At 53.6% G+C, this 21,770-nt stretch carries 21 protein-coding genes; 11 read left to right on the top strand and 10 right to left on the bottom strand.

Annotated features, from left to right (window positions below):
• Window positions 1–60 precede the first annotated feature (60 nt).
• Window positions 61–987, top strand: coding sequence for a LysR family transcriptional regulator (locus IM303_RS06895; protein ID WP_048999241.1), 927 nt, complete (start codon window positions 61–63; stop codon window positions 985–987).
• Here IM303_RS06895 and IM303_RS06900 read toward each other — a convergent pair.
• Window positions 982–1,674 (bottom strand): aspartate/glutamate racemase, encoded by a 693-nt coding sequence (locus IM303_RS06900; protein ID WP_048999240.1) that lies wholly within the window; start codon window positions 1,672–1,674, stop codon window positions 982–984. The genes IM303_RS06895 and IM303_RS06900 overlap by 6 nt on opposite strands.
• A gap of 133 nt (window positions 1,675–1,807) precedes the next feature.
• On the opposite strand from IM303_RS06900, the gene IM303_RS06905 reads away from it, so the two are divergent.
• Window positions 1,808–2,131, top strand: a complete 324-nt coding sequence (locus IM303_RS06905; RefSeq protein WP_028014296.1) for a cupin domain-containing protein — start codon at window positions 1,808–1,810, stop codon at window positions 2,129–2,131.
• Between the two features lie 37 nt (window positions 2,132–2,168).
• Here IM303_RS06905 and wzz(fepE) read toward each other — a convergent pair whose 3' ends face one another.
• The 6 genes from wzz(fepE) to IM303_RS06935 form a co-directional block, all read right to left on the bottom strand.
• Window positions 2,169–3,293 carry an LPS O-antigen length regulator Wzz(fepE) gene (wzz(fepE), locus tag IM303_RS06910; RefSeq protein WP_048999239.1) on the bottom strand — a complete coding sequence of 375 codons (1,125 nt, stop codon included), beginning with the start codon at window positions 3,291–3,293 and terminating at the stop codon, window positions 2,169–2,171.
• Between the two features lie 187 nt (window positions 3,294–3,480).
• A complete protein-coding gene (locus IM303_RS06915; RefSeq protein WP_028014298.1) occupies window positions 3,481–4,896 on the bottom strand; it encodes a sugar porter family MFS transporter in 1,416 nt (471 codons plus the stop codon).
• Window positions 4,897–5,208: 312 nt separating this feature from the next.
• A complete protein-coding gene (gene kduD, locus IM303_RS06920; protein ID WP_048999238.1) occupies window positions 5,209–5,970 on the bottom strand; it encodes a 2-dehydro-3-deoxy-D-gluconate 5-dehydrogenase KduD in 762 nt (253 codons plus the stop codon).
• A gap of 63 nt (window positions 5,971–6,033) precedes the next feature.
• The gene (gene kduI, locus IM303_RS06925) at window positions 6,034–6,870 is read right to left on the bottom strand and encodes a 5-dehydro-4-deoxy-D-glucuronate isomerase (protein WP_193359749.1); all 837 of its coding nucleotides are present in this window, start codon (window positions 6,868–6,870) and stop codon (window positions 6,034–6,036) included.
• Between the two features lie 235 nt (window positions 6,871–7,105).
• Window positions 7,106–8,284 carry an acetyl-CoA C-acetyltransferase gene (locus IM303_RS06930; protein WP_028014300.1) on the bottom strand — a complete coding sequence of 393 codons (1,179 nt, stop codon included), beginning with the start codon at window positions 8,282–8,284 and terminating at the stop codon, window positions 7,106–7,108.
• A gap of 93 nt (window positions 8,285–8,377) precedes the next feature.
• Complete coding sequence (locus IM303_RS06935) at window positions 8,378–9,244, bottom strand: LysR family transcriptional regulator (RefSeq protein ID WP_028014301.1); 867 nt, start codon at window positions 9,242–9,244, stop codon at window positions 8,378–8,380.
• Window positions 9,245–9,348: 104 nt separating this feature from the next.
• Here IM303_RS06935 and IM303_RS06940 point away from each other — a divergent pair, with 104 nt between their 5' ends.
• The gene (locus tag IM303_RS06940; protein WP_041908370.1) at window positions 9,349–9,810 is read left to right on the top strand and encodes a multidrug/biocide efflux PACE transporter; all 462 of its coding nucleotides are present in this window, start codon (window positions 9,349–9,351) and stop codon (window positions 9,808–9,810) included.
• 119 nt (window positions 9,811–9,929) lie between these two features.
• Window positions 9,930–11,159, top strand: a complete 1,230-nt coding sequence (locus IM303_RS06945; RefSeq protein ID WP_059358104.1) for an amino acid permease — start codon at window positions 9,930–9,932, stop codon at window positions 11,157–11,159.
• Between the two features lie 35 nt (window positions 11,160–11,194).
• Here IM303_RS06945 and IM303_RS06950 read toward each other — a convergent pair whose 3' ends face one another.
• Both IM303_RS06950 and yjdI read right to left on the bottom strand, forming a co-directional pair.
• Complete coding sequence (locus tag IM303_RS06950; RefSeq protein WP_028014304.1) at window positions 11,195–11,467, bottom strand: GNAT family N-acetyltransferase; 273 nt, start codon at window positions 11,465–11,467, stop codon at window positions 11,195–11,197.
• A gap of 10 nt (window positions 11,468–11,477) precedes the next feature.
• Window positions 11,478–11,708, bottom strand: a complete 231-nt coding sequence (yjdI, locus tag IM303_RS06955) for a 4Fe-4S mono-cluster protein YjdI (RefSeq protein WP_045353470.1) — start codon at window positions 11,706–11,708, stop codon at window positions 11,478–11,480.
• Window positions 11,709–11,884: 176 nt separating this feature from the next.
• Here yjdI and IM303_RS06960 point away from each other — a divergent pair, with 176 nt between their 5' ends.
• From IM303_RS06960 to IM303_RS06980, 5 genes are all read left to right on the top strand, one after another.
• Window positions 11,885–13,525: a sensor histidine kinase gene (locus tag IM303_RS06960; protein ID WP_193359750.1), complete on the top strand. Its 1,641-nt coding sequence runs from the start codon at window positions 11,885–11,887 to the stop codon at window positions 13,523–13,525.
• Window positions 13,509–14,204 carry a response regulator gene (locus tag IM303_RS06965; RefSeq protein ID WP_193359751.1) on the top strand — a complete coding sequence of 232 codons (696 nt, stop codon included), beginning with the start codon at window positions 13,509–13,511 and terminating at the stop codon, window positions 14,202–14,204. Before IM303_RS06960 ends, IM303_RS06965 begins: the two co-directional genes overlap by 17 nt.
• Window positions 14,205–14,372: 168 nt before the next feature.
• The gene (locus IM303_RS06970) at window positions 14,373–15,461 is read left to right on the top strand and encodes an ABC transporter substrate-binding protein (RefSeq protein ID WP_193359752.1); all 1,089 of its coding nucleotides are present in this window, start codon (window positions 14,373–14,375) and stop codon (window positions 15,459–15,461) included.
• Between the two features lie 79 nt (window positions 15,462–15,540).
• On the top strand, window positions 15,541–17,310 hold the full coding sequence (locus IM303_RS06975; protein WP_045260923.1) for an iron ABC transporter permease: 1,770 nt from the start codon (window positions 15,541–15,543) through the stop codon (window positions 17,308–17,310).
• Window positions 17,303–18,373: an ABC transporter ATP-binding protein gene (locus IM303_RS06980; protein ID WP_047367452.1), complete on the top strand. Its 1,071-nt coding sequence runs from the start codon at window positions 17,303–17,305 to the stop codon at window positions 18,371–18,373. The genes IM303_RS06975 and IM303_RS06980 overlap by 8 nt, the downstream gene beginning before the upstream one ends.
• Before the next feature lie 86 nt (window positions 18,374–18,459).
• Here the strand turns inward: IM303_RS06980 and IM303_RS06985 are convergent, their stop codons facing one another.
• A complete protein-coding gene (locus tag IM303_RS06985) occupies window positions 18,460–18,831 on the bottom strand; it encodes a hypothetical protein (RefSeq protein ID WP_063943167.1) in 372 nt (123 codons plus the stop codon).
• Window positions 18,832–19,220: 389 nt separating this feature from the next.
• Here IM303_RS06985 and IM303_RS06990 point away from each other — a divergent pair, with 389 nt between their 5' ends.
• Window positions 19,221–19,940 (top strand): hypothetical protein, encoded by a 720-nt coding sequence (locus IM303_RS06990; RefSeq protein WP_193359753.1) that lies wholly within the window; start codon window positions 19,221–19,223, stop codon window positions 19,938–19,940.
• A 2-nt stretch (window positions 19,941–19,942) separates the two neighbouring features.
• The gene (locus tag IM303_RS06995; RefSeq protein WP_193359754.1) at window positions 19,943–21,553 is read left to right on the top strand and encodes a hypothetical protein; all 1,611 of its coding nucleotides are present in this window, start codon (window positions 19,943–19,945) and stop codon (window positions 21,551–21,553) included.
• Window positions 21,554–21,770 lie beyond the last annotated feature (217 nt).

A 21,770-nucleotide genomic window follows, 5' to 3' on the forward strand; every position in this document is an offset into this window, starting at 1 on the left:
TCGTTTTATCGCGAGTCTATGCAAAAATGATATGGACAGTTCCTTGCCTTCAGGTGCCCTATGCCCGCCGTCAATTTACGCCACATCGAGATTTTTCACGCCGTGATGACCACCGGCAATCTCACCGAAGCCGCGCAGATGCTGCATACCTCGCAGCCGACGGTCAGCCGCGAGCTGGCGCGCTTCGAGAAAGTGCTGGGGCTGAAGCTGTTCGAACGCGCCCGGGGCAGGCTTCACCCGACGGTGCAGGGGTTGCGCCTGTTTGAGGAAGTGCAGCGCTCATGGTACGGGCTGGACAGAATCGTCAGCGCGGCGGAAAGCCTGCGCGAGTTTCGTCAGGGCGAGCTGTCGATTGTCTGCCTGCCCGTCTTCTCTCAGTCCTTCTTACCGACGCTGCTCCAGCCTTTTCTGGCCCGCTATCCTGAGGTCAATCTCACCATCGTCCCGCAGGAGTCGCCTCTGCTTGAAGAGTGGCTGTCGGCACAGCGGCACGATCTCGGGTTAACCGAAACCCTCTCGACACCCGCAGGAACGGCGCGCACGGAACTGCTCGCGCTGGATGAAGTGTGCGTTCTGCCCGCCGGGCATCGGCTTGCCCACAAAGCAGTGCTGACACCCGCGGATTTTCATGGTGAAAACTACATTAGCCTGTCGCAAACGGACAGCTACCGGCAACTGCTGGATACGCTTTTTTCTGAGCATCAGGTGAAGCGGCGGATGGTCGTTGAAACCCACAGCGCGGCGTCAATATGCGCGATGGTGCGCGCGGGCGTTGGCGTTGCGGTCGTCAATCCGCTTACGGCGCTGGACTATGCAGGAAGCGGGATCGTCATCCGCCGTTTTAGCGTTTCCGTCCCGTTCACCGTAAGCCTTATCCGCCCGCTGCACCGTCCGGCTTCCGCGCTGGTGGACGCATTCACCGAACACTTAGTTGAGCATGCGCGTCAGGTGGCGCTTCGCTTACCTGACCTGCAAAACCCGTTATGACAGCATAAATTCCACGGCATCTGCCGCGTGAATGGCCGCGGTATCAAACACCGGGATGGGGCTTCGTTCGGCCGGCACCAGCAAACCGATCTCCGTGCAGCCGAAAATCACCCCTTCAGCCCCCTGCTGCGCCAGTTTATCTATTAAGCTGACGTAATATGCGCGGGAGGTTTCGCTGAAGGTTCCGAGGCAGAGCTCGTCGAAGATAATCTGATTGATGCGCGCCCGGTTCCCCTCATCCGGGATCAGGCTTTCAATCCCAAACTCGCTGTGCAAGCGCCCGCGATAGAAATCCTGCTCCATGGTGTAACGTGTGCCCAGCAAGGCCACGCGCGACATTCCCGAAGCGCGAATGGCGCGTCCGGTGGCGTCCGCGATGTGCAGGAACGGCAGCGAACAGCGCGCTTCAATGTGCGAGGCCACTTTGTGCATCGTGTTGGTACACAGCAGAATGCCCTGCGCCCCCGCACGCTCCAGCCCCAGCGCGGCATCAGCCAGGATTTCTCCGGCTTTATCCCATTCGCCGCTCGACTGGCAGGCTTCGATTTCATGAAAATCAACGCTGTGCAGCAGCAGGCTCGCGGAGTGCAGGCCGCCCAGACGCTGCTTTACGCCTTCGTTAATCAGGCGGTAATAAGGGATTGTCGATTCCCAGCTCATCCCACCTATCAGGCCAATCGTTTTCATCATCGCTCCTTATCTGTTTAAGCCAGTGAAGCAAACTTGTGATCCTGTTTCCAGTTCTTTATTACGTCGTTTTCTTTTTAAGCTGGCCAATGTAAATTAAATAAAACACTGTTTTATTATGAAGGGCAAAGCCATGTTTATGTTCCACAAAGAGACCGCGTCTGAAGATCTGGGGAACGGCGTTACGCGTCGCGTGCTGGCCCACGGCGGCAGGATGATGGCGGTTGAAGTACAGTTTGAGCAGGGCGCGATTGGCCCACTGCATAACCACCCGCACGAACAGTTAACCTATGTTCTCTCTGGTGAATTTGAGTTTACCATTGGTGAAGAGAAGCATGTCGTAACGGCGGGAGATACCCTCTACAAACAACCACATGTGATGCACGGCTGCGTCTGCCTCAGGGCCGGCACGCTGCTGGACACCTTTACGCCTGTGCGCGAGGATTTCCTGAAATAAAAAAGGCGCTGTAGCAGCGCCTTCATGTGTGCAGAATTTATTCCGTTACCGGCTCTGGCAATGGGTTTCGGCTGAGCATGGCCTCACGGAGTAATACGCTGCCGCAGGCAAACAGAGCGCCAAGGATCGCCGCCAGAATGACAATCATGCCTTTGCCCGGGCCGTCTTTTTTCACCGGCATCGATGGCGAAAGCTGATACCTGAATGGCTCAAGCTTAACGTCTGCGAAGGAGAGTTTTTTCAGCTGCGCCAGGTAATATTCCCGGTTCTGGAAGTCCGCGTTCAGCTCCGTCACATCCTTCAGATTTTTTTCAATCCTTAGCTTTTCCGCGATACCGTCAGCCCCGAGCGCAACGGAGTAATCCGGATCGTCTTTTATCCCTTGTCCGTTGCTATAAACAGGCTTCTTAATGCCCGCCGCATTCGCCACTTCCAGCGAATAGTTCAGCCGCTGCAGGTTGGTGTTATGCACATTGGTCAGACGAACGCGGTCGAGCGTCAGCTGCTGCTCTACCTCGTTCGTTTTGAGGGCGATTTGGTTGCGGATATTCTGCACCGTTTCTTTCTCAACAATCGCCGAGATATAGTTGATATACCCCTCCAGAACGGATTGGGCATCGGCTGCGGTCGGCGCGGTGAAGCTCAATGTCCAGGAGACGAAAGGCGCTTTATCCGCATCTTTTCCCTGAACATCATTCACCGCTTTCATTTTGTCTGCAATATTGACAACCGCACGGTGCAGTTCAAGCGGGTCCACTTGCGCATTCTTGAGCTGCGCCATCACGTAAGGGGAAGAGGTCATATACTCTTCAAGCAATGACTGCGACTGGAATTTTTTAATAAACAGGTCAAAGACTTCCTGACGGGTAACCGGCACCTTCACATCAAGAACCTGCAGCGCAACCATCATCTGGCTCAGCGGGTTCCACTGTGTCTGTTCCGCCGGAGTGATCACCGCTTTACTGGTCCATTTTTGCGGCAGTAGAAGCGCAATTGCCAGACCTGCCAGCGCGAAAACAAAGATAATGGTGGCAATGCGTTTTTTCGCGGTAATCAGAATATCTAACAGGCCCAGAAGATCGATCTCTTTTGAACTGACTGCTGGAGGAGCATATGAGGAAAAATCGAGGTCCGTATTTTTTTTGAAATCCATTGCTGACATAGCCGTTCTTCTGTTTCGGGTGCAGTAAATTCCTGCCGGGTGAGTTCAGTTGCCCGATAATACAAGAAAATAAGAATAATCTGAACGCGAGAATGGACTATCTGAGGAATTGCTATCAAAGTTGGTAGTTATTCAGCATCACGCTAACAAAACGCCGGGTGGCGCTGCGCTTACCCGGCATTAACCCTTACACGCCGATATTTCGCAGTTTCTCCCCGCTCATCAGCTTGCGTTCAATATGTTCCAGCGTCACGCCTTTGGTTTCTGGAATTAGCCAGAATGTCACGCCAATAAACGCCACGTTCAGCACCGTATAGAGCCAGAAGGTTCCCGCCGCGCCAATCGCATCCAGCAGCGTCAGGAAGGTCGCACCGATGATCATGTTCGACACCCAGTTGGTGGTGGTGGAACAGGTGATACCAAAATCGCGACATTTCAGCGGCTGAATTTCAGAGCACAGGATCCACACCACCGGCGCGGCGCTCATCGCGTAGCCAGCAATACACATCATGGTCATGCCCACGGAGAGCCAGGAGAGGCCGCTGGACGCCGTGCCGTTATCAAACTGCATCAGGCAGTAGCCGAGGATCAGGGTGCCGAGCGCCATCACGCTAAAGCCAATTTTCAGCGCAGGCTTACGACCGGCCTTATCGACGGTGAACACCGCAATAAAGGTGGCGAACATAAAGGTCAGCCCCACCACCAGCGTGGCGATCATCTGCTGTTCCGTGGTGGTAAAACCGGCCATTTTGAAGATGCGCGGGGCGTAATACATGATGATGTTCATCCCCGTGAACTGCTGCATCGCCTGCAGCAACATCCCGAGGAACACCGCGCGGCGCACGTTGCGGTTAGCCTTAAACAGCGACCAGCCGCCCTGCTTCAGCTTCAGGCTTTCGCGGATCTCGTTCAGCTCTTCACGCGCTTTCTCAGACGTGTCGCGCAGCATGCGCAGCACCTCTTCCGCTTCCACGTGACGCCCTTTTTGCGCCAGCCAGCGCGGACTATTGGGCAGGAAGATCACTAAAACAATCAGCACTACCGCAGGCAGCGCCAGCACGCCGAGCATCGCCCGCCAGTTACCGCTGTAGCTGAAGTACGTATCGGACAGGAACGCCAGCACGATGCCCAGCGTCACCATCAGCTGGTACATGCTAATCATCTTGCCGCGCACGTTCTCGCTCGCCATTTCGGAGAGATACAGCGGCGCGGTGTAGGAGGCAATCCCCACCGCCACGCCCAGCAGCACGCGGGAGAGCAGCAGCACTTCAACGTTAGTGGCAAACGCCGAACCAATGGACCCGGCAACAAACAGGACCGCCCCGACCATCAGGCTGTATTTACGCCCAAGGCGGAACGAAAGCCAGCCGTTAAACAGCGCACCGATGGCCGCGCCGAGCATCATGCTGCTCACCACCCACTCCTGCAGGCGGTTACTCAGCGTAAAGTGATCGGTAATAAACGGCAGCGCCCCGGCGATCACGCCGATATCCAGGCCGAACAACAAACCGGCCACGGCTGCCGCAATGGAGACAAACTGGTTCATGCGGCGGGTATCGCGCAGCGCGGCGGGCATCAGGGTAGAGTCATTTATAGATGTCATATTTTTCCTGCCTCAACAGCAAAATTCGTTAAATGAAATTACGAGATAGCGGGGAAAAGTGTCAGGCCGGAATTCGTGAAGATATGGATTATTTCGCTATGGCATAGCGATCTGTGATGGACATTACAATTTCAACTAATGCTGGATAATCACCTAATTTTACTAACACCTTAATTTTTAAATAATAAAAATGTGATGGCAGTCATCTATGATTTTTAAGTATGGATTTTTCGTGTTTATCAATATGGACTTTGACAAATTTAAGCAAAAAAAACCTCCGCCGAAGAGCAGAGGTATTTGTCATAAGTTAGGTTATCGCGCCAGCCAGCCGCCATCAACCGCGACGGTATAACCATTGATATAGTCCGATGCCGGGGAAGCCAGGAACACTACCGGCCCCATCAGATCGCTCGGCAGCCCCCAGCGGCCCGCCGGAATACGCTCCAGGATCGCCGCACTGCGTTCTTCGTCAGCACGAAGCTGCTGGGTGTTGTTGGTGGCCATGTAGCCCGGCGCAATCGCGTTGACGTTGATGTTGTGCTGCGCCCATTCGTTCGCCAGCAGGCGGGTCACGCCCATCACCGCGCTTTTCGACGCGGTGTAAGACGGCACGCGGATGCCGCCCTGGAAGGAGAGCATCGACGCGATGTTAATGATCTTGCCGCCCTTGCCCTGCGCGATGAAGTGCTTCGCCGCCGCCTGGGACATAAAGAATACGCTCTTGATGTTCAGGTTCATGACATCGTCCCAGTCGGTCTCGCTGAAGTTAATCGCGTCTTCACGGCGGATCAGCCCCGCGTTGTTGACCAGAATGTCGATATGGCCAAATTCCGCCACCGCGCGATCCAGCAGCTCCGGAATAGCGTCGATTTTACGCAGGTCGGCGGTCAGGCTGAGAAAACGGCGGCCCAGAGAGGTTACGCGTTCGATGGTTTCCGTGGGCTCAACGATGTTAATCCCGACGATATCACAGCCCGCTTCCGCCAGGCCTAACGCCATCCCCTGGCCCAGTCCGGTGTCACACCCGGAAACCACGGCCACTTTACCCTGCAGAGAAAATGCATCCAGAATCATGTTTGTTCCTTACTCTTTCAGCGCCTGTCATCAACAGGCAGATGTATGCTTAACTGCCCGCGACTAGCGCAGATCCTTAACCGCGACGTGGTCCATGTCATCGAAGACCTGGTTTTCTCCAACCATCCCCCAGATGAAGGTATAGGCTTTCGTCCCCACGCCGGAGTGAATAGACCAGCTGGGTGAAATCACCGCCTGCTCGTTATGCATGACGATATGGCGAGTTTCCTGAGGCTGTCCCATCATGTGGAACACGCAGGCGTCTTCATCCATGTTGAAGTAGAAGTAGACTTCCATGCGGCGTTCGTGGGTATGGCACGGCATGGTGTTCCACAGGTTGCCCGGGGCCAGTTCGGTCAGACCCATGCTGAGCTGGCAGGTTTCCAGCACATCCGGCACGAAGTATTTATTGATGGTGCGGCGGTTGCTGGTGAGGTTGTCGCCCAGCGTCACGGGCGCAACGTCCGCGGGCGTTACTTTTTGGGTTGGATAAGCGGTGTGCGCCGGGGCGCAGTTGTAGTAAAACTTTGCGGGTTTACCGCCGTCGATGCTGGCAAAGACCACCTCTTTCGCCCCTTTGCCGACGTACAGCCCGTCGCGGTGGCCAATCTCGTAGCACTGGCCGTCCACGGTAATCGTGCCCGGCCCGCCAATATTAATCACCCCCAGTTCACGACGCTCCAGGAAGTAGCTTACGCCCAGCTGCTTGCCTACTTCACCGCCCACGGAGACGGTTTTCGCCACCGGCATAATGCCGCCCACGATAATGCGGTCGATGTGGCTATAGACCATGGTGTACTTATCGGCTTCGAACACCTGCTCAACTAAAAACTCGCTGCGCAGTTCCTGAGTATCCAGCGTTTTGGCGTGCGCGCTGTGGATGCTTTGTCTGACGTCCACGGTAACCTCCAGATGTGGTCATGCCCGAAGGCAGAAATTAAACGAAACGACGTTTCGTTTTATGATGAGCACATACTAGCGGCATAAAATAGGGTTTTCAATTGCAATTAAAACAACGTTTCATTTTTTATTTTTGTTTATAACAGAAATGACGCGCGGATCACGATTACTTCCCATGAAGAGAAGAAAACGATAAAAAAAACCTCCCGAAGGAGGTTTTTTAAGGGAGGAGAAATTAGCGTTCGATGGCGAGCGCCACGCCCTGTCCGCCGCCTATACAGAGGGTAGCGATCCCTTTGCGCGCGTTTCGCTTTTTCATTTCGTGGACCAGCGAAACCAGGATTCGGCAGCCGGACGCGCCGATGGGATGACCCAGCGCAATTGCACCGCCGTTCACGTTGACCCGCAGCGGATCCCACTCCAGCATTTTGCCGACCGAGATCGCCTGCGCGGCAAAGGCTTCGTTCACTTCGATCAGATCGACATCCGAAAGTTGCCACCCTGCGCGCTCCAGGCAGCGACGGGTAGCGTAGACCGGCGCAATCCCCATCAACGCTGGATCCACGCCCACGCTGGCAAACGCCTTAATGCGGGCCAGCACGGGGAGATCGAGCTCAAGGGCTTTACTTTCGCTCATCATCATCACGGCGGCGGCACCGTCGTTAATGGACGAGGCATTGCCTGCGGTGACCGAGCCCTGTGTTTCAAACGCGGGATTCAGTCTCGCCAGGCCTTCTGCGCTGGCATCCGTGCGCGGCTGTTCATCGGTATCGACGACGATCGCCTCGCCGTTCTGACGCTGCGTGCTGACCGGGACAATCTCGTCGCGAAAGCGACCGGAATCAATCGCGGCACGCGCTTTTTGCTGCGAACTGAGCGCATAGGCGTCCTGCAATTCGCGGCTAATGCCGTACTCGCGCGCCAGGTTTTCTGCCGTCACGCCCATATGATAGTCGTTGAACGCATCCCACAGCCCGTCATGCACAAGGCTGTCGAGCAGCTGGCTGTTACCCAGCTGCGCGCCGGTTCGGCTATCGGTGAGAACGTGCGGCGCGCGGCTCATGTTCTCTTGTCCGCCAGCTATAACCACATCCGCTTCACCGCACTGAATGGCCTGGGTGGCGAGATGCAGCGCTTTTAACCCTGAACCACAGACGTCGTTGATGGTAATGGCGGAGACGGTGTTGGGCAGCCCACCCTTCAGCGCCGCCTGACGCGCAGGGTTTTGCCCGGCACCGGCCGTGAGAACCTGCCCCAGGATCACCTCATCAACTTCATGGGCTGCGATCCCGCTACGTTCCACCAGCGCTTTAACGACCACGCTGCCCAGATCAACCGCCGAGTGACGCGCAAGCGCTCCCTGAAAACAGCCGATAGCCGTACGCAACGCACCCACTATTACGACATCTTTCATCACGACCTCTGTGTTAAATGACATGACGATAGTAGAGGATTGTTACTGGCAATTATCTTAATTGTTTAAAAATAGTGAGTTTAATCACAAGGATTAGCGTGCATCCTGCAGATACTGCCGCAGCCAGCTTCCGGCCACGCCGGGAGGGGATCGTTTATTCCACAGCAGATCGATGCCGATCGCCCGTGGCCAGCCGGGAACATTGAGCTGTACCAGCGACTTCGCGGCGGCGAATTCAGCCACCAGCGCGCACGGCAGCACGCACCAGCCGAACCCCTGGACGGCCATACTCAGCAGTAACAGGTAGTTCGGCGCTGACCAGACGGGCCCGCGCGCGATCTCAGCCTCGCGCTCAAGGTAGGTGCTGAGCCTCAGCTCCCGCCAGCCGTGCAGCTCGTCGCTCTGCACCTCGTATTGTCCGGCGAGCGGATGCGTGGTCGCGGCATATATCGCCATTCGGGTCTGCACCGGCAGCCGGGTAGCGCCAATATCCGTAGGATAACCGTCTCGCGCTTCCGTCAGCCCCACCTGCGCGCGCTCCTTTTGTAGCAGATCGATCACGTCCTCTTCCTCGCCAATCAGGCATTCGAATTCCGTGTGGGGAAAGCGAGCGTCAAACTGCTTCATCAGATCTTCAAGCACGTCGGGGTTGAGGGTATCGGAGAGGACAAACGTCAGACGCGCCTCCGTTTGTGCCGTTAACGACACCGCCAGTTCATCCAGCCGCGTGCTGGCGGCGAGGATGGCCTGCACATAGCCCAGCACCTGTTCTCCCTGGACCGTTAACACCGGCTGGCGCGCCGAGCGGTCAAACAGTTCGAAACCCAGATCGGCTTCAAGGTTGGCAATGGAGGTGCTGATCGTCGACTGGCTTTTACGCAGCCTGCGCGCGGCAGCAGAGAAAGAGCCTGCCGCAACGGTCTCAACAAACGCGGTAAGAGCTTCAGGTGAATAGCGCATAAACTATCTACTTTATCGATGGATACTATCTTTAATATATCAGCTTTAGCGATAAAAATAGGCTGCATCAACGCCCATACCGGTGAATAAATGAGGTCTACACTATGCAACATCAGGATGCACTCCAACGTAAGCTGCCGGAGCGGATCTTTCATGCTGTCTGTTTCGAAGGGATTGCCACGGCAATTCTCGCCCCCACGGCGGCATGGCTGATGCAGCGCTCGGTGGTGGAGATGGGTGGGTTAACCATTATCCTGGCTACCACCGCCATGCTCTGGAACATTATCTATAACTTCGGCTTCGACCGTTTCTGGCCTGTCCAGCGCGTAAAACGTACGGCAAAAGTGCGCGCGCTGCACGCCCTGGGGTTCGAATGCGGGTTTATTGTAATCGGCGTGTCGATTGTCGCCGCCGTGCTGGGCGTGACCCTGCTTGAGGCATTCACGTTAGAAATTGGTTTCTTCCTGTTCTTCCTGCCATACACCATGTTCTATAACTGGGCATACGATAACCTGCGTGAGAAATTCCTTAAGCGTCGCCAGCAACGACGCGCTCTGGCAGGCTAAACCCTCGCTGGCCGGACGCCTGTTCCGGCCAAACTCCGTCGAAGCAACTGCGCTCTTCAGGCATAACTATGGTAAATTGCACGCCATTCTGATGGTTTGTTAGTTGAAACGTTGCTCTAATGTCGAAAATTTGGTCAAAAGATGAGACTCTCTGGAGTTTCGCTCTCTATGGCACGGCCGTGGGCGCAGGAACGCTGTTCTTGCCCATTCAGCTGGGCTCCGCAGGCGCTATTGTCCTGTTTATCACCGCCCTCGTGGCCTATCCGTTAACCTACTGGCCGCACCGGGCGCTGGCGCAATTTATTCTCTCGTCAAACACAAAAGGTAATGAAGGGATCACTGGCGCCGTCTCCCACTACTATGGTAAGAAGATTGGCAATCTGATCACCACGCTCTATTTCATCGCCTTTTTTGTGGTGGTGCAGATTTATGCGGTGGCCATTACCAACTCGTTAACCGAGCAGCTGGCAAAACACCTGACGGTGGACACCACCGTTCGCGTGCTGGTCAGCCTGGGGGTGGTGCTGGTATTGAATCTGATTTTCCTGATGGGACGGCATATCACGATAAAAGTGATGGGCTTCCTGGTGTTTCCGCTGATTGCCTATTTCCTGTTTGTCTCGATCTATCTCACCGGAAGCTGGCAGCCCTCGTTGCTCACCAGCCAGATGGCTTTCGATCGCCAAACGCTGCATCAGGTATGGATTTCAATTCCGGTGATGGTGTTTGCCTTTAGCCATACCCCGATTATCTCAACGTTTGCCGTTGACCGTCGCGAGAAGTTTGCCGACGGTGCCATGGATAAATGCAAGAAGATCATGAAGGTGGCGTACCTGATTATCTGCCTGAGCGTGCTGTTCTTTGTCTTCAGCTGCCTGCTCTCGATTCCACCATCCTATATTATGGCCGCCAAAGAGCAGGGGGTGACGATTCTGTCAGCGCTGTCGATGATGCCGTCTTCCCCAGCCTGGCTCGGCATTTCCGGGATTATCGTGGCGATCGTAGCGATGTCGAAATCGTTCCTCGGCACCTATTTTGGGGTGATTGAAGGGGCGACGGAGATCGTGAAGTCGTCGCTAAATCAAGTGGGGATTAAAAAGAGCCGCGCCTTTAACCGCGCGATTTCCATTATGGGAGTGTCGTTAATCACCTTTGCGGTCTGCTGCATTAACCCGAACGCCATCTCGATGATTTACGCCATCAGCGGCCCGCTTATCGCCATGATCCTGTTTATCATGCCGACGCTGTCGACGTATCTGATCCCTTCCCTGAAACCGTACCGCTCCATTGGCAGCCTGCTGACGCTGGTCGTCGGCGTGCTGTGCGTGTCGGTGATGTTTGTTGGCTAGACGTACTCGTGCCCGGCGTGCTGCCGGGCCGTTATTTACGCCCGAATATCGTCATATTCCCGCGTCTTATCAAACTCATGCTTCGCAAACGGGCACAGCGGAATAATTTTGCGGTTCTCACCGCGCATCTTCTCCACCACTTTCGCCACCAGCTGTTTACCGACGCCCTGCCCTTTCAGGCTCTCATCCACATCAGTGTGCTCGATAATGCTCAGGTGCTCGCCGGTCGGCACGAAGACAATCTCCGCGACCTGGTTGCCGTTCTCATCATTCACGTAAAACTTGTTATGGCCTTCCAGAATATCCATGGTTCCTCGCTTATTTTTGGCGATACTTCAGCGCACCGCTCGGGCAGGTATCAATAACGCGTACAACCGTTTCAACGTCCACTTCATCGGGAATGATCCACGGCTTACGTTTCAGATTAAACAGCTTTGCGCTGCCGCGCACGCAGTTACCGGAGTGTTTGCAGATCCCGGTGTTGAAGTAAACGTCAATTTTCTCGCCGGTATAGGCCCGGTAACCCGCATCCAGTAGCGCTTTATCCATGACATTGCCTCTGTAATTATTATCGTGCTGAATGAAGAATAGCCTGAAGGGATCCTGATGGCTATAACGCCGAAAACGAAAAGCCAGGTCACAACTCTTTTAGTGCCAGATTGCGTCCGCTATTGGCCCATGTCAGGCTCGGCAAATGTCACTTTTACCTAACGTCCACAGGTTGAATGAAACGCAGACTCTCTTTTCAGGTAAAGCTGTTTTTAGCGCTGGTGTGCTTCTCCTGCCTGCTGTTAGTTCTGCTGGGAACGATCCTGTTCCATTTTATTGACCGGCAGCTCCATCACGATCTCGGCCAGCGCGCCCGGGTGCAGGCCAGCCAGATCGCGCTGATGCCGGGTCTGGCGGCCCTGGTCGCGGCCAGAGATATCCCCGGCATCGCCCGGTTAATTCAGCCGCTGCGCGCCGAAAGCGATGCCAGCTACATTGTGATTGGCGATAGCGGGGAACAGCACCTTTATCATTCGGAATCCCCGGAGCGGATTAATTTACCGATGATCGGCGGAGATAATACGGAGGTATTAAAGGGCAAAACCATTATTTCCGTGCGCCAGGGCGGAATTGGGGTTTCACTGCGCAGCAAAGCGCCGATCTTTAACGCGCAGCACCAGGTGATTGGTATTGTCTCGGTCGGCTATCTGACCTCCTATATTGCCAATATTAATGCCCGCATTCTCTGGCAGTCCGGGCTGTACGGCGCGGCTCTTCTGCTGCTGCTGTTTATGTTCTCCTGGCTGTTTACCCGCAATCTCAAAAAACAGATGTTCCGACTGGAGCCGAAAGATATCGCTCAGCTGGTTTTGCAGCAGCGCGCGCTTTTAGAAGCCATGTATGAGGGGATATTTGCCGTCAATGAAGAGAAGCAGCTGATCTTAATTAACCGCGCCGCACGCGAAATGCTGGATATTCGGCAAAGTGAGAAAGACCTTATCGGCAAACCGCTGGAAGACGTTCTGCAGACGTCGCCGGGATTTTTATCCCAGCGCTACGCCTCGGTGAGCGCTGGCCGCCACGACCAGATTGCCGTGCTAAACCAGCGCGAGGTGATCGTCAACCGCGTGGCGATTGAGGTCGAACCCGGCGTTGAAAGCGGCTGGGTCTACAGCTTCCGCGACAAAAACGACATCAACACCCTCAGCAGCCAGCTCAGTCAGATCAAACGCTATGCCGATAACCTGCGCATTATGCGCCACGAGCAGCTGAACTGGACCGCCACGCTGGTGGGCTTGCTGCAGATGAAGCACTATGACGAGGCGATCCGTTACATCCAGGTACAGTCCGAAGGCGCGCAGCGGGTGCTGGACTTTGTCTCCGCCCGTTTTTCCTCTCCCGCGCTGTGTGGGCTGCTGCTTGGAAAATACGTCAGCGCGCGCGAAAAAGGCATCGAACTGCTGTTTGATCCCGCCTGCCAGCTCACCCGCATGCCCGCCACGCTCAACGAAACGGAGCTGATGTCCATTATGGGTAACCTGCTGGATAACGCGGTGGACGCGACCCTTAAGGCTCCGGTCCCCGCGCCGGTAGAACTCTACATTTCTGACCGAAACCAGGAGCTGGTGATCGAGGTGGCCGATCGGGGCTGCGGAGTGGAGGATGCGATGAAGCCGCATATTTTCCGCCAGGGATTCAGCAGCAAACCGGAACGTGAAAACGACATTGTGGGCACCGAGCACGGTATTGGCCTGTTTCTGGTGGCAGGATATATCGACAAGGCTGGCGGCACCATTGAGATTGCCGACAACACGCCACAGGGGACTATTTTTTCCGTGTTTATTCCAAATGGGCTAAAGCATGACCCGAGCACTTGATGTTGTGATCGTTGAGGATGAGCCGCACCTGGCGGAGCTGCATCGCGAGTATATCGAGCAGAATTTTCACGTGCGCGTGGTGGGCATCGCCGCGTCGATTGAGCAGGCATGCAGCCTGATTCGTCAGCATCAGCCGCGGCTTATCCTGCTGGACAACTATCTCCCGGACGGTAAAGGCGTAGAGCTCATCGATAACCCGCTGCTGAAAAGCTATGAGTGCTCAGTGATCTTCATCACCGCCGCCAGCGATATGCAGACCTGCAGCCACGCCATGCGCAGCGGCGCGTTTGACTACCTGATCAAGCCCGTCTTTTTCCAGCGCCTGCACGCCTCGCTGGAGCGGTTTATGCGCTTCATCCACACCGTGCAGCAGGTGAAGGTGGTCGACCAGCATGCGCTGGATCGCCTGTTTCATCTGCCTGCCGCAGAAGCCTCCGTGACGCCGTCCACAAAGGGCATTGAACCCCAGACGCTGGAGCGGATTAAACGCCTGTTCGCCGAATATCCCGACAGTGCGATGTCGGTTGAGGAGGTGGTAGAAAACGTGGGGATCAGCAAAACCACGGGGCGCCGCTATCTTGAATACTGCGTGGAGAGCGGATTAATCAGCATTGAAATGCTGTACGGCAATATTGGTCACCCACGCCGGTTATACCGCAAAGCCCCCGAAAAACCGTAATCCGAAATCGTTCACAGGCTAACGTTCGCGGATTTTATGGTGTTAATTGCTGAAACGACGGCGACAATCACACTTCGGAATCATTGCCCGCGCCTCCCTATTGTCGGAGTCGCGCTTTACGCTATGTTGACAATTAGTTCCTCAAATGTAACTAAAAGGTTAACTATAATGTCGAACACGTTCCGAATTTCTCTGCTTACCGCTACCGTCCTGTTCTCTGCCTCTGCACTCTCTGCCCTGCCGCAGGGCTATCCCGCTGAGTACCAAAAAGTGGTTGATGCCGCCACGAAAGAGGGCAAGGTTGTTATCTACTCCACCACCGACATCAAAGCTGCGGGACCGCTGATCCAGGGCTTCGAAAAAACTTACCCGGGCATTAAGGTCGAATACAACGACATGAACAGCACCGAGCTGTACAACCGTTTCATCAGCGAACAGGCCTCCGGCGGCGTGAGCGGCGACGTGGTCTGGAGCTCCTCGATGGACACCGGGCTGAAACTCGCCACCGACTACGCCATGGAGTACAAATCGCCGGAGCAAAGTCAGCTGCCGAAATGGGCAGTCTGGAAAGATAAAGCATACGGCACCACCTATGAGCCAGTGGTATTTATCTACAACAAGCGCCTGATCCCGGCTGGCGACGTGCCGGATTCTCACGCCGCGCTGGCGAAGCTGATTGCCAGCCAGACGGACAAATTCAAGAGCAAAGTCACCACCTACGACATCGAAAAATCGGGTCTTGGCTTTATGCTTTCCGTGCAGGATCACAAGGCCGATCCAAACTACTTTAAAACCCTGGCCGACGTCGCCAAAGGCGGCTTAGCGGTGCAGTCATCAACGGGCACCATGATGGAGAGGGTTTCCTCCGGTGAAAACCTGATCGGCTTTAACATCCTCGGATCCTATGCTGAAGCCCGTGCGAAGAACGATCCTTCTCTCGGCATTTCGTACCCGAAAGATTACACGCTGGTGCTCTCGCGCGTGTCGTTCATCAGCCAGCAGGCGCAAAACAGCAATGCGGCAAAACTGTGGCTGGACTATGTGCTGTCTGAAAAAGGGCAAAGCATTCTGGCCAGTCAGGCGGATATTCCCTCCATCCGTAACGATATCGAAGGCAAAAATGATATTGACGGCCTGACCAAAATCCTCGGTAACGCGCTGAAGCCGATCCCGGTTGATGAAACGCTGCTGGAGTACCTGCAGCCGAAAAAACGCCTGGAGTACATCAAAGAGTGGCGTGCAGCCGCCGCCAAATAAGCGTTCGGGCGCGGCGCACGCCGTCGCGCTCCCTGTCGACTGAGTTCGTTTTATTGGGCTGCAACACCAGGGATACCCCATGAATACATTACGCAGAAAGTGGCAAAGCCTGCCGCGCGGCATCGTCGTGCTGATAACCGCTCTGGTTATCTACACGCCGCTGTCGTTTATCGTGATACAGAGCTTCCTGTCCGCTCCGTTCTTTTCTCCGGCAAAAGAGTGGAGCCTTGAATCATTTGGCTTTATCTTCACCGACCCTGATTTCTATAAGGCCCTGAGAAGCGGTTTTATTCTCGCCTTCGGGCTGGTCATCATCGCCATTCCGCTGGGTGGCGTGCTGGCGTTTCTGATGGTTCGCACCGATCTGCCCGGCCGCCGCCTGATTGAACCGCTGATCCTGGTCCCCATTTTTGTATCGCCGATGGTGCTCGGCTTTGGCTATGTGGTGGCTGCCGGTCCCGTGGGCTTTCTGTCCCTGTGGGCGCAGGCGCTGATTGGCTTTGTGCCGTGGAACATCTACGATATGTCGAGCATCGTGGTCATTGCTGGCCTGACGCACGTGCCGCATGCCTATCTCTATATTTCATCTGCGCTGCGCAGCGTCGGCTCTGATGTGGAAGAAGCCGCGCGCATTGCGGGTGCCTCTCCGCTGCAGGTGATGACCTCCGTCAGCCTGCCGATGGTGCGCCCGTCGATCCTGTACGCCATCGTGCTGCTGTTCTTCCTCGGGCTGGAAGTATTTGGCCTGATGCTGGTGCTCGGCGATCCGGAAGGCAATATGGTGCTGGCAACCTACCTGTACCAGCTGACGAACAAGCTCGGCACGCCTTCCTATCACCTGATGGCGGCGGTTGCCGTGGTGCTGATCTGCATCACCATCCCGCTGGTGATGCTCCAGCGCCGTCTGATGCGCACCGCCAACCGCTTCGTCACGATGAAAGGGAAAGCCTCACAGGCTCGCGCGTTACCGCTGGGCAAATGGCGCTGGGTTGCCGGGGCGGTGGTTGCCTTCTGGCTCACCGTCACCATCGGCGTGCCGCTGCTCGGCGTGGTGCTGCGCGCGTTTATCTCCAACTGGGGTGTGGGCGTTTCGCTGTGGGATGAGCTTTCGCTGAGCACTTTCCGCACCATCTGGGCACAGCCCAACCTGCTGCGCGCCATCGTCAACTCCATGGCAATTGGGGTGATTGGCGGCGCGCTGGCCGTGGCGTGCTACCTGTTCGTCGGGATTGCGATGCACCGTAAACCGGATAATACCACGCGCTTCCTGGACTACAGCGTGCTGGTGCCGCGCGCCGTGCCTGGCCTGCTTGCCGGTCTGGCGTTCCTGTGGGTGTTCCTGTTCCTGCCGATGTGGCTGGACAACTCGCTGAAATCCGGCTGGCTTTCCGGGTTCGCCTGGACCGACTGGATGCGCGAGAACGTCATCGTCTGGCTGCGTTCGCTGCGCAGCACCATTTTCAGCGTCTGGCTGGCCTATACCGTGGTGTGGATGGCTTACGGGCTGAGGCTTATCTCTTCCACGCTGCTGCAGGTGGGGCCAGAGCTTGAAGAAGCCGCGCGCAGCACCGGGGCGACGCGCGGGCAGATCACCCGTCATGTGACCATTCCCCTCTCCCGCTACGGTCTTATTGGTTCGTGGCTGCTGATGTTTCTGATCTTTGAGCGCGAATACTCAACGGGTGTGTATCTGCTTTCCCCCGGCACGGAGACCATCGGTTCAATGCTGGTTTCCCTCTGGGCCGCGGGTGCCATTGATATCGTGGCGGCGCTCTCTTTCATTAACATCCTGCTGGTCGTGGTAGGTCTGGGCATTGCCCTTCGTTTCGGAGTGAAAATACATGATTGAATTAGCGGTTGACGATCTGCACTTAACCTACGGCGACAATCCTGTTTTAAAAGGTGTCTCCATGAACCTGAAACGCGGCGAAGTGGTCTCCCTGTTAGGCCCCTCCGGCAGTGGTAAAACCACCCTGCTGCGTGCCGTCGCGGGTCTGGAAAAACCGACGCAGGGGTCGATTGTCATTGGCAACAATAAAGTTTACGACGGCACGCCGCGCAGTGAGATCCCGGCAGAAGAGCGTAACCTGGGGCTGGTGTTCCAGTCCTATGCCCTGTGGCCGCACAAAACCGTGTTTGAGAACGTGGCCTATCCGCTCAAGCTGCGTAAAGTTCCGGCCAAAGAGATCCAGCAGCGCGTACAGGACGTGCTGGACCAGCTGGGTCTGGGCCATCTTGGCAAACGTCACCCGCACCAGCTCTCCGGCGGGCAACAGCAGCGCGTGGCGATTGGCCGGGCGCTGGTGTACAACCCACCGGTGATTTTGCTGGACGAGCCGCTTTCCAACCTCGACGCCAAGCTGCGCGAAGAGGCCCGCGTGTTCCTGCGCGAGCTGATTATCAAACTCGGGTTATCCGCGCTGATGGTGACGCACGACCAGAACGAAGCGATGTCCATATCCGACCGCATCCTGCTGCTTAACAACGGCAAAATTGAGCAACAGGGCACGCCGCAGGAGATGTACGGCTCGCCGAAAACGCTGTTTACCGCAGAGTTTATGGGCAGCAACAACCGCCTGCACGGCAAGGTCACCGAAGTGCGCGACGGCAGAGCGCGTATCGAAGGGAAAGGCTGGGTGCTGTGGGGCCAGGCGGGCGAAGGGGTACAGAGCGGTAATGACGCTACGGCGGTGATCCGGGTCGAGCGCGTGGCGGTGGTTGAGGGGCCAGGGGAAAATCAGCTTGAGCTGCCGCTGCTCACCAGCATGTATCTTGGCGACCGCTGGGAGTACCTGTTCCGCACGCCGGGAGATGATTTTGTCATTCGTGCGTATGGGCATGAGGTGCGGGATCCGCAGCACTGCCATCTTTCGCTGCCGGAGAAGCATGTTTGGGTGTTCCCGAAAGGGTGAGTGTGAGAGGAAAGGCTGCAGGATGCGGCCTTTTTTGCTTTGACAGAGTGAGAGCATGCAACCTACGCCCTCAAATATTTAATTAATTATACCTTTCCGATGTCAACAACTTCTGCACTTGCCCGGCTTACTGAGATTGCGGAATGCCCTGGGCTGCCGCAGATGGCGGCAGTGGCACGGCCGATCTCGCGCAGGAGTTCCGTGACGGCCATTACGTAATGGCGCCGCAGGCTACCCCTGCGGTTGGACTCCAGGGAAGCGGCCTCTAGCATGTCGGCGAGAATGCTAAGGAACGAGGCCATGGTCTGCCAACTACGGGCGGAGTTGAGGGAAAGCAGGTAGGCCCGGGCAGGATTAACCGGGCCTTTACCTCCGGGCAGCATCGGCATGAAATTCTCATTGGGCAGAATGACAACTGGCGACAGGTTAAGCTCCGGAGCATCAGATATCAGGGGCATTCAGGGCCCCGTCCGGGGCGGAAGTCCTCCGGCGCGCTGCGTGAAATACCGAGGTAAGTGATACCGAAAAGCGTACCGCAAAGTGTCTACTTTTCAAAGGTACATTTTAATAAGTAGAACTATTTAATGAAGAATCAGACAATTTTGTGCTTGGTAAATACAACAAAGTAGAGCAAAGAGCAGATATCGTGGGCAGAGGAGATACATTGTCACTCTGACATGCCCCTAAGCTGTTTGCCAGCTTGATGTAAAACCATTCAAGGTATAAACTTCAACCCAGAACAAATTCAATTAGCATAACTAATAACTTTAGGTATTCCTTTAAAGCAGTTTTTGACTTTAATTACTCAAATACATTGACGTTTAATTAATTAAATGAGAGAGATAAAATGGATGTTGTCGGGAATTACAATTTTCTTTTTGACCAGTCAAAGGTAGTCTTTGACACCATGCTTAATAAGCTCGGACCTCAACCGTTAGTTACATCACATAATTATTTACTTGATTATGATAAATTAATGGTTGCTATCGATGACAGGCCAGAGGTCACGGTTTTAAACTTGGCGGTAAAAGAATATCAATTCGCACTTTACGCACTATGCTCTGGTCAATATAGATATGCCTTTGGCGGTCTAAGATTGTTTTTTGAGTTAATGTTATCTGTTGTCCAATTTTCGGCACATGAAATTGATTATCATTTGTGGTATAAAGACAAAAAGGACTTAAACTGGACAGCACTTAAAAACCAAGAGACAGGCATTTTTTCGACTAATTTCATACGTGCTTTTAATCCAGAGTTGGCCGATAGAGGAAAGCAATATTCAGCTATTGCTGAATCTGTTTATCGTGAGTGTTCAGAATTTGTCCACGGAAACGCCTTTACACATCATAATCTTCCAAATAACATCTCGTTTAATGAAGAGGCCTTTAGCGCATGGCATACAAAAGCTTCAATTATGCGTATAGCTATTATTTTTGCCTTTACCTCTAGATATTTAAATCATATTGCACCAAAAAAAATGTTAATTATTGAGCCTGTCATCATGGAAGTGCTTGGGCATTTACAGCCCATTCAAGATGCCTTCTCGAAATCACATAAGGAATTATAATTATGGCTGACTTTTTCTTTCGAACTGAGGATATTAGACCAGATGAGGTTCTTAATTATTTTGTAGAGACATCAAAAGATCGGCAGGTTGTCGATGCACTGAAAAATAGAAACCCAGTAGTTCTTGTTGGGAGTCGAGGTGTCGGTAAATCATTTTTACTCCGCGTCGCGCAAAAAGAATTAATGGACTCTTTCGAGGATGACCGAGTATTCCCAGTTTATATTAGCTTCGTTAGAAGCTCATTACTTCATTCACCAGACCCCAACCAGTTCAAACACTGGATGCTTGCAAGAATATGCTCGTCAATTGTAAGGGGTTTAACAAGAGCAGGTTTATTGGGTGGGGTGCCAAATAGCATAAATTTGCTAGCGGGTGGAATGGTAACATCAAATATTGAGCAAACGAAAGTTGAACAAATTGCCAACTCCTATGAAACTTCGTGGAAGTCCCCTAATAGCAATGTTGATTCTGATGGCTTGCCTACTGTCGATGAATTTAAAGATGCTCTTGAAGATTTAAGTGAATTCCTAAATATATCTCGATTTTCACTCCTATTTGATGAGGCTGCTCATATTTTCTTACCAGAGCAACAGCGTCAATTTTTCACTTTGTTTAGAGATCTGCGGGCTCACTTCATTACCTGTAATGCTGCAGTTTATCCCGGAGTCACAACTTTTGGTGAAACTTTTCAACCAGTTCACGATGCAACAATGTTGACGATAGATCGCGATATTCTATCTAATGACTACGTTGAGAATATGAGGGAAATAGTTGAAAAGCAATCAGATAGTGGAACTCTGACAAATATAGCACAAAATGGTAGAAACTTTGCAACCTTAGCTTATGCATCTACGGGGAATCCGCGACTTCTTCTCAAGACTATAGCTAAATGTCCAAAGGTTAATTCTCAACAAGTTAATGAGACTATAAGAGAGTTCTATAGAACAGACATTTGGTCAGAACATTCAACTCTTTCTGAAAAATATCTTGGTCATAAACCATTAATTGACTGGGGTAGAGAATTCATTGAAGGCAGAGTTATTCCTGATATTAAAGCAAAAAATGATCAATATCTTTTATCAGATAAAAATACTTCAGCCTTCTTTTGGGTGCATAGAGATGCGCCTGAAATTATAAAAGAGTCTTTAAGAGTTTTAGCGTATACGGGAATTGTAATTGAACATGCAACTGGCATCAAAGCAACCCGCGCAGAGGTCGGCACACGCTATATTATTAATTTAGGTTGCATATTTGCATTAGAAGCAACTCCAACCACTTCATCATTTGAAATTGCAAGAGAACTGACTCCTAAACGAATGACTGAGTACGGTTTGAACCACCCTTCATTCAGAAGTCTTATGGATCAGGCACCACTCATTACAGATGAGAGCATGACTAACACGCTCAATATTCAGTTAGACAGGCCCTCTACTGTTCTTGACCTAACAGCATGGCAGTTAGAGAAATTAAGAGAATTGGGCCTTCATACAGTCCGTGAAGTTTTAGATGCAACAGAGGAAAAATTAAAAGAAGCCAATTATGTTGGTGATGTAAGAGCTCGTAGGATGCGTAATGCAGCTGTCGCAGCGGTTTTAGAGTACTTGTCTGGTTGATCAATTTTGCATAAAAACTCACAGGGGCGCATTCGATACGCCCCTGTGAAAATCTATCCGTAATCGCATATTCAGTATAACGTCAGAAATGCAGGTCGATAACATCCTAAAGGAGCCTCTGAAGGGTCCTGAGTCGTTTTGCACTGTTCATTTAGAAAAACTCCGTTCCGAATGCCGTCATAAGTCTCATTTTTTGAAAACAGTGATCACGGTGGTG

This window comes from Enterobacter cloacae complex sp. P38RS (assembly GCF_014930775.1).
Classification (GTDB): Bacteria; Pseudomonadota; Gammaproteobacteria; order Enterobacterales; family Enterobacteriaceae; genus Enterobacter; species Enterobacter bugandensis.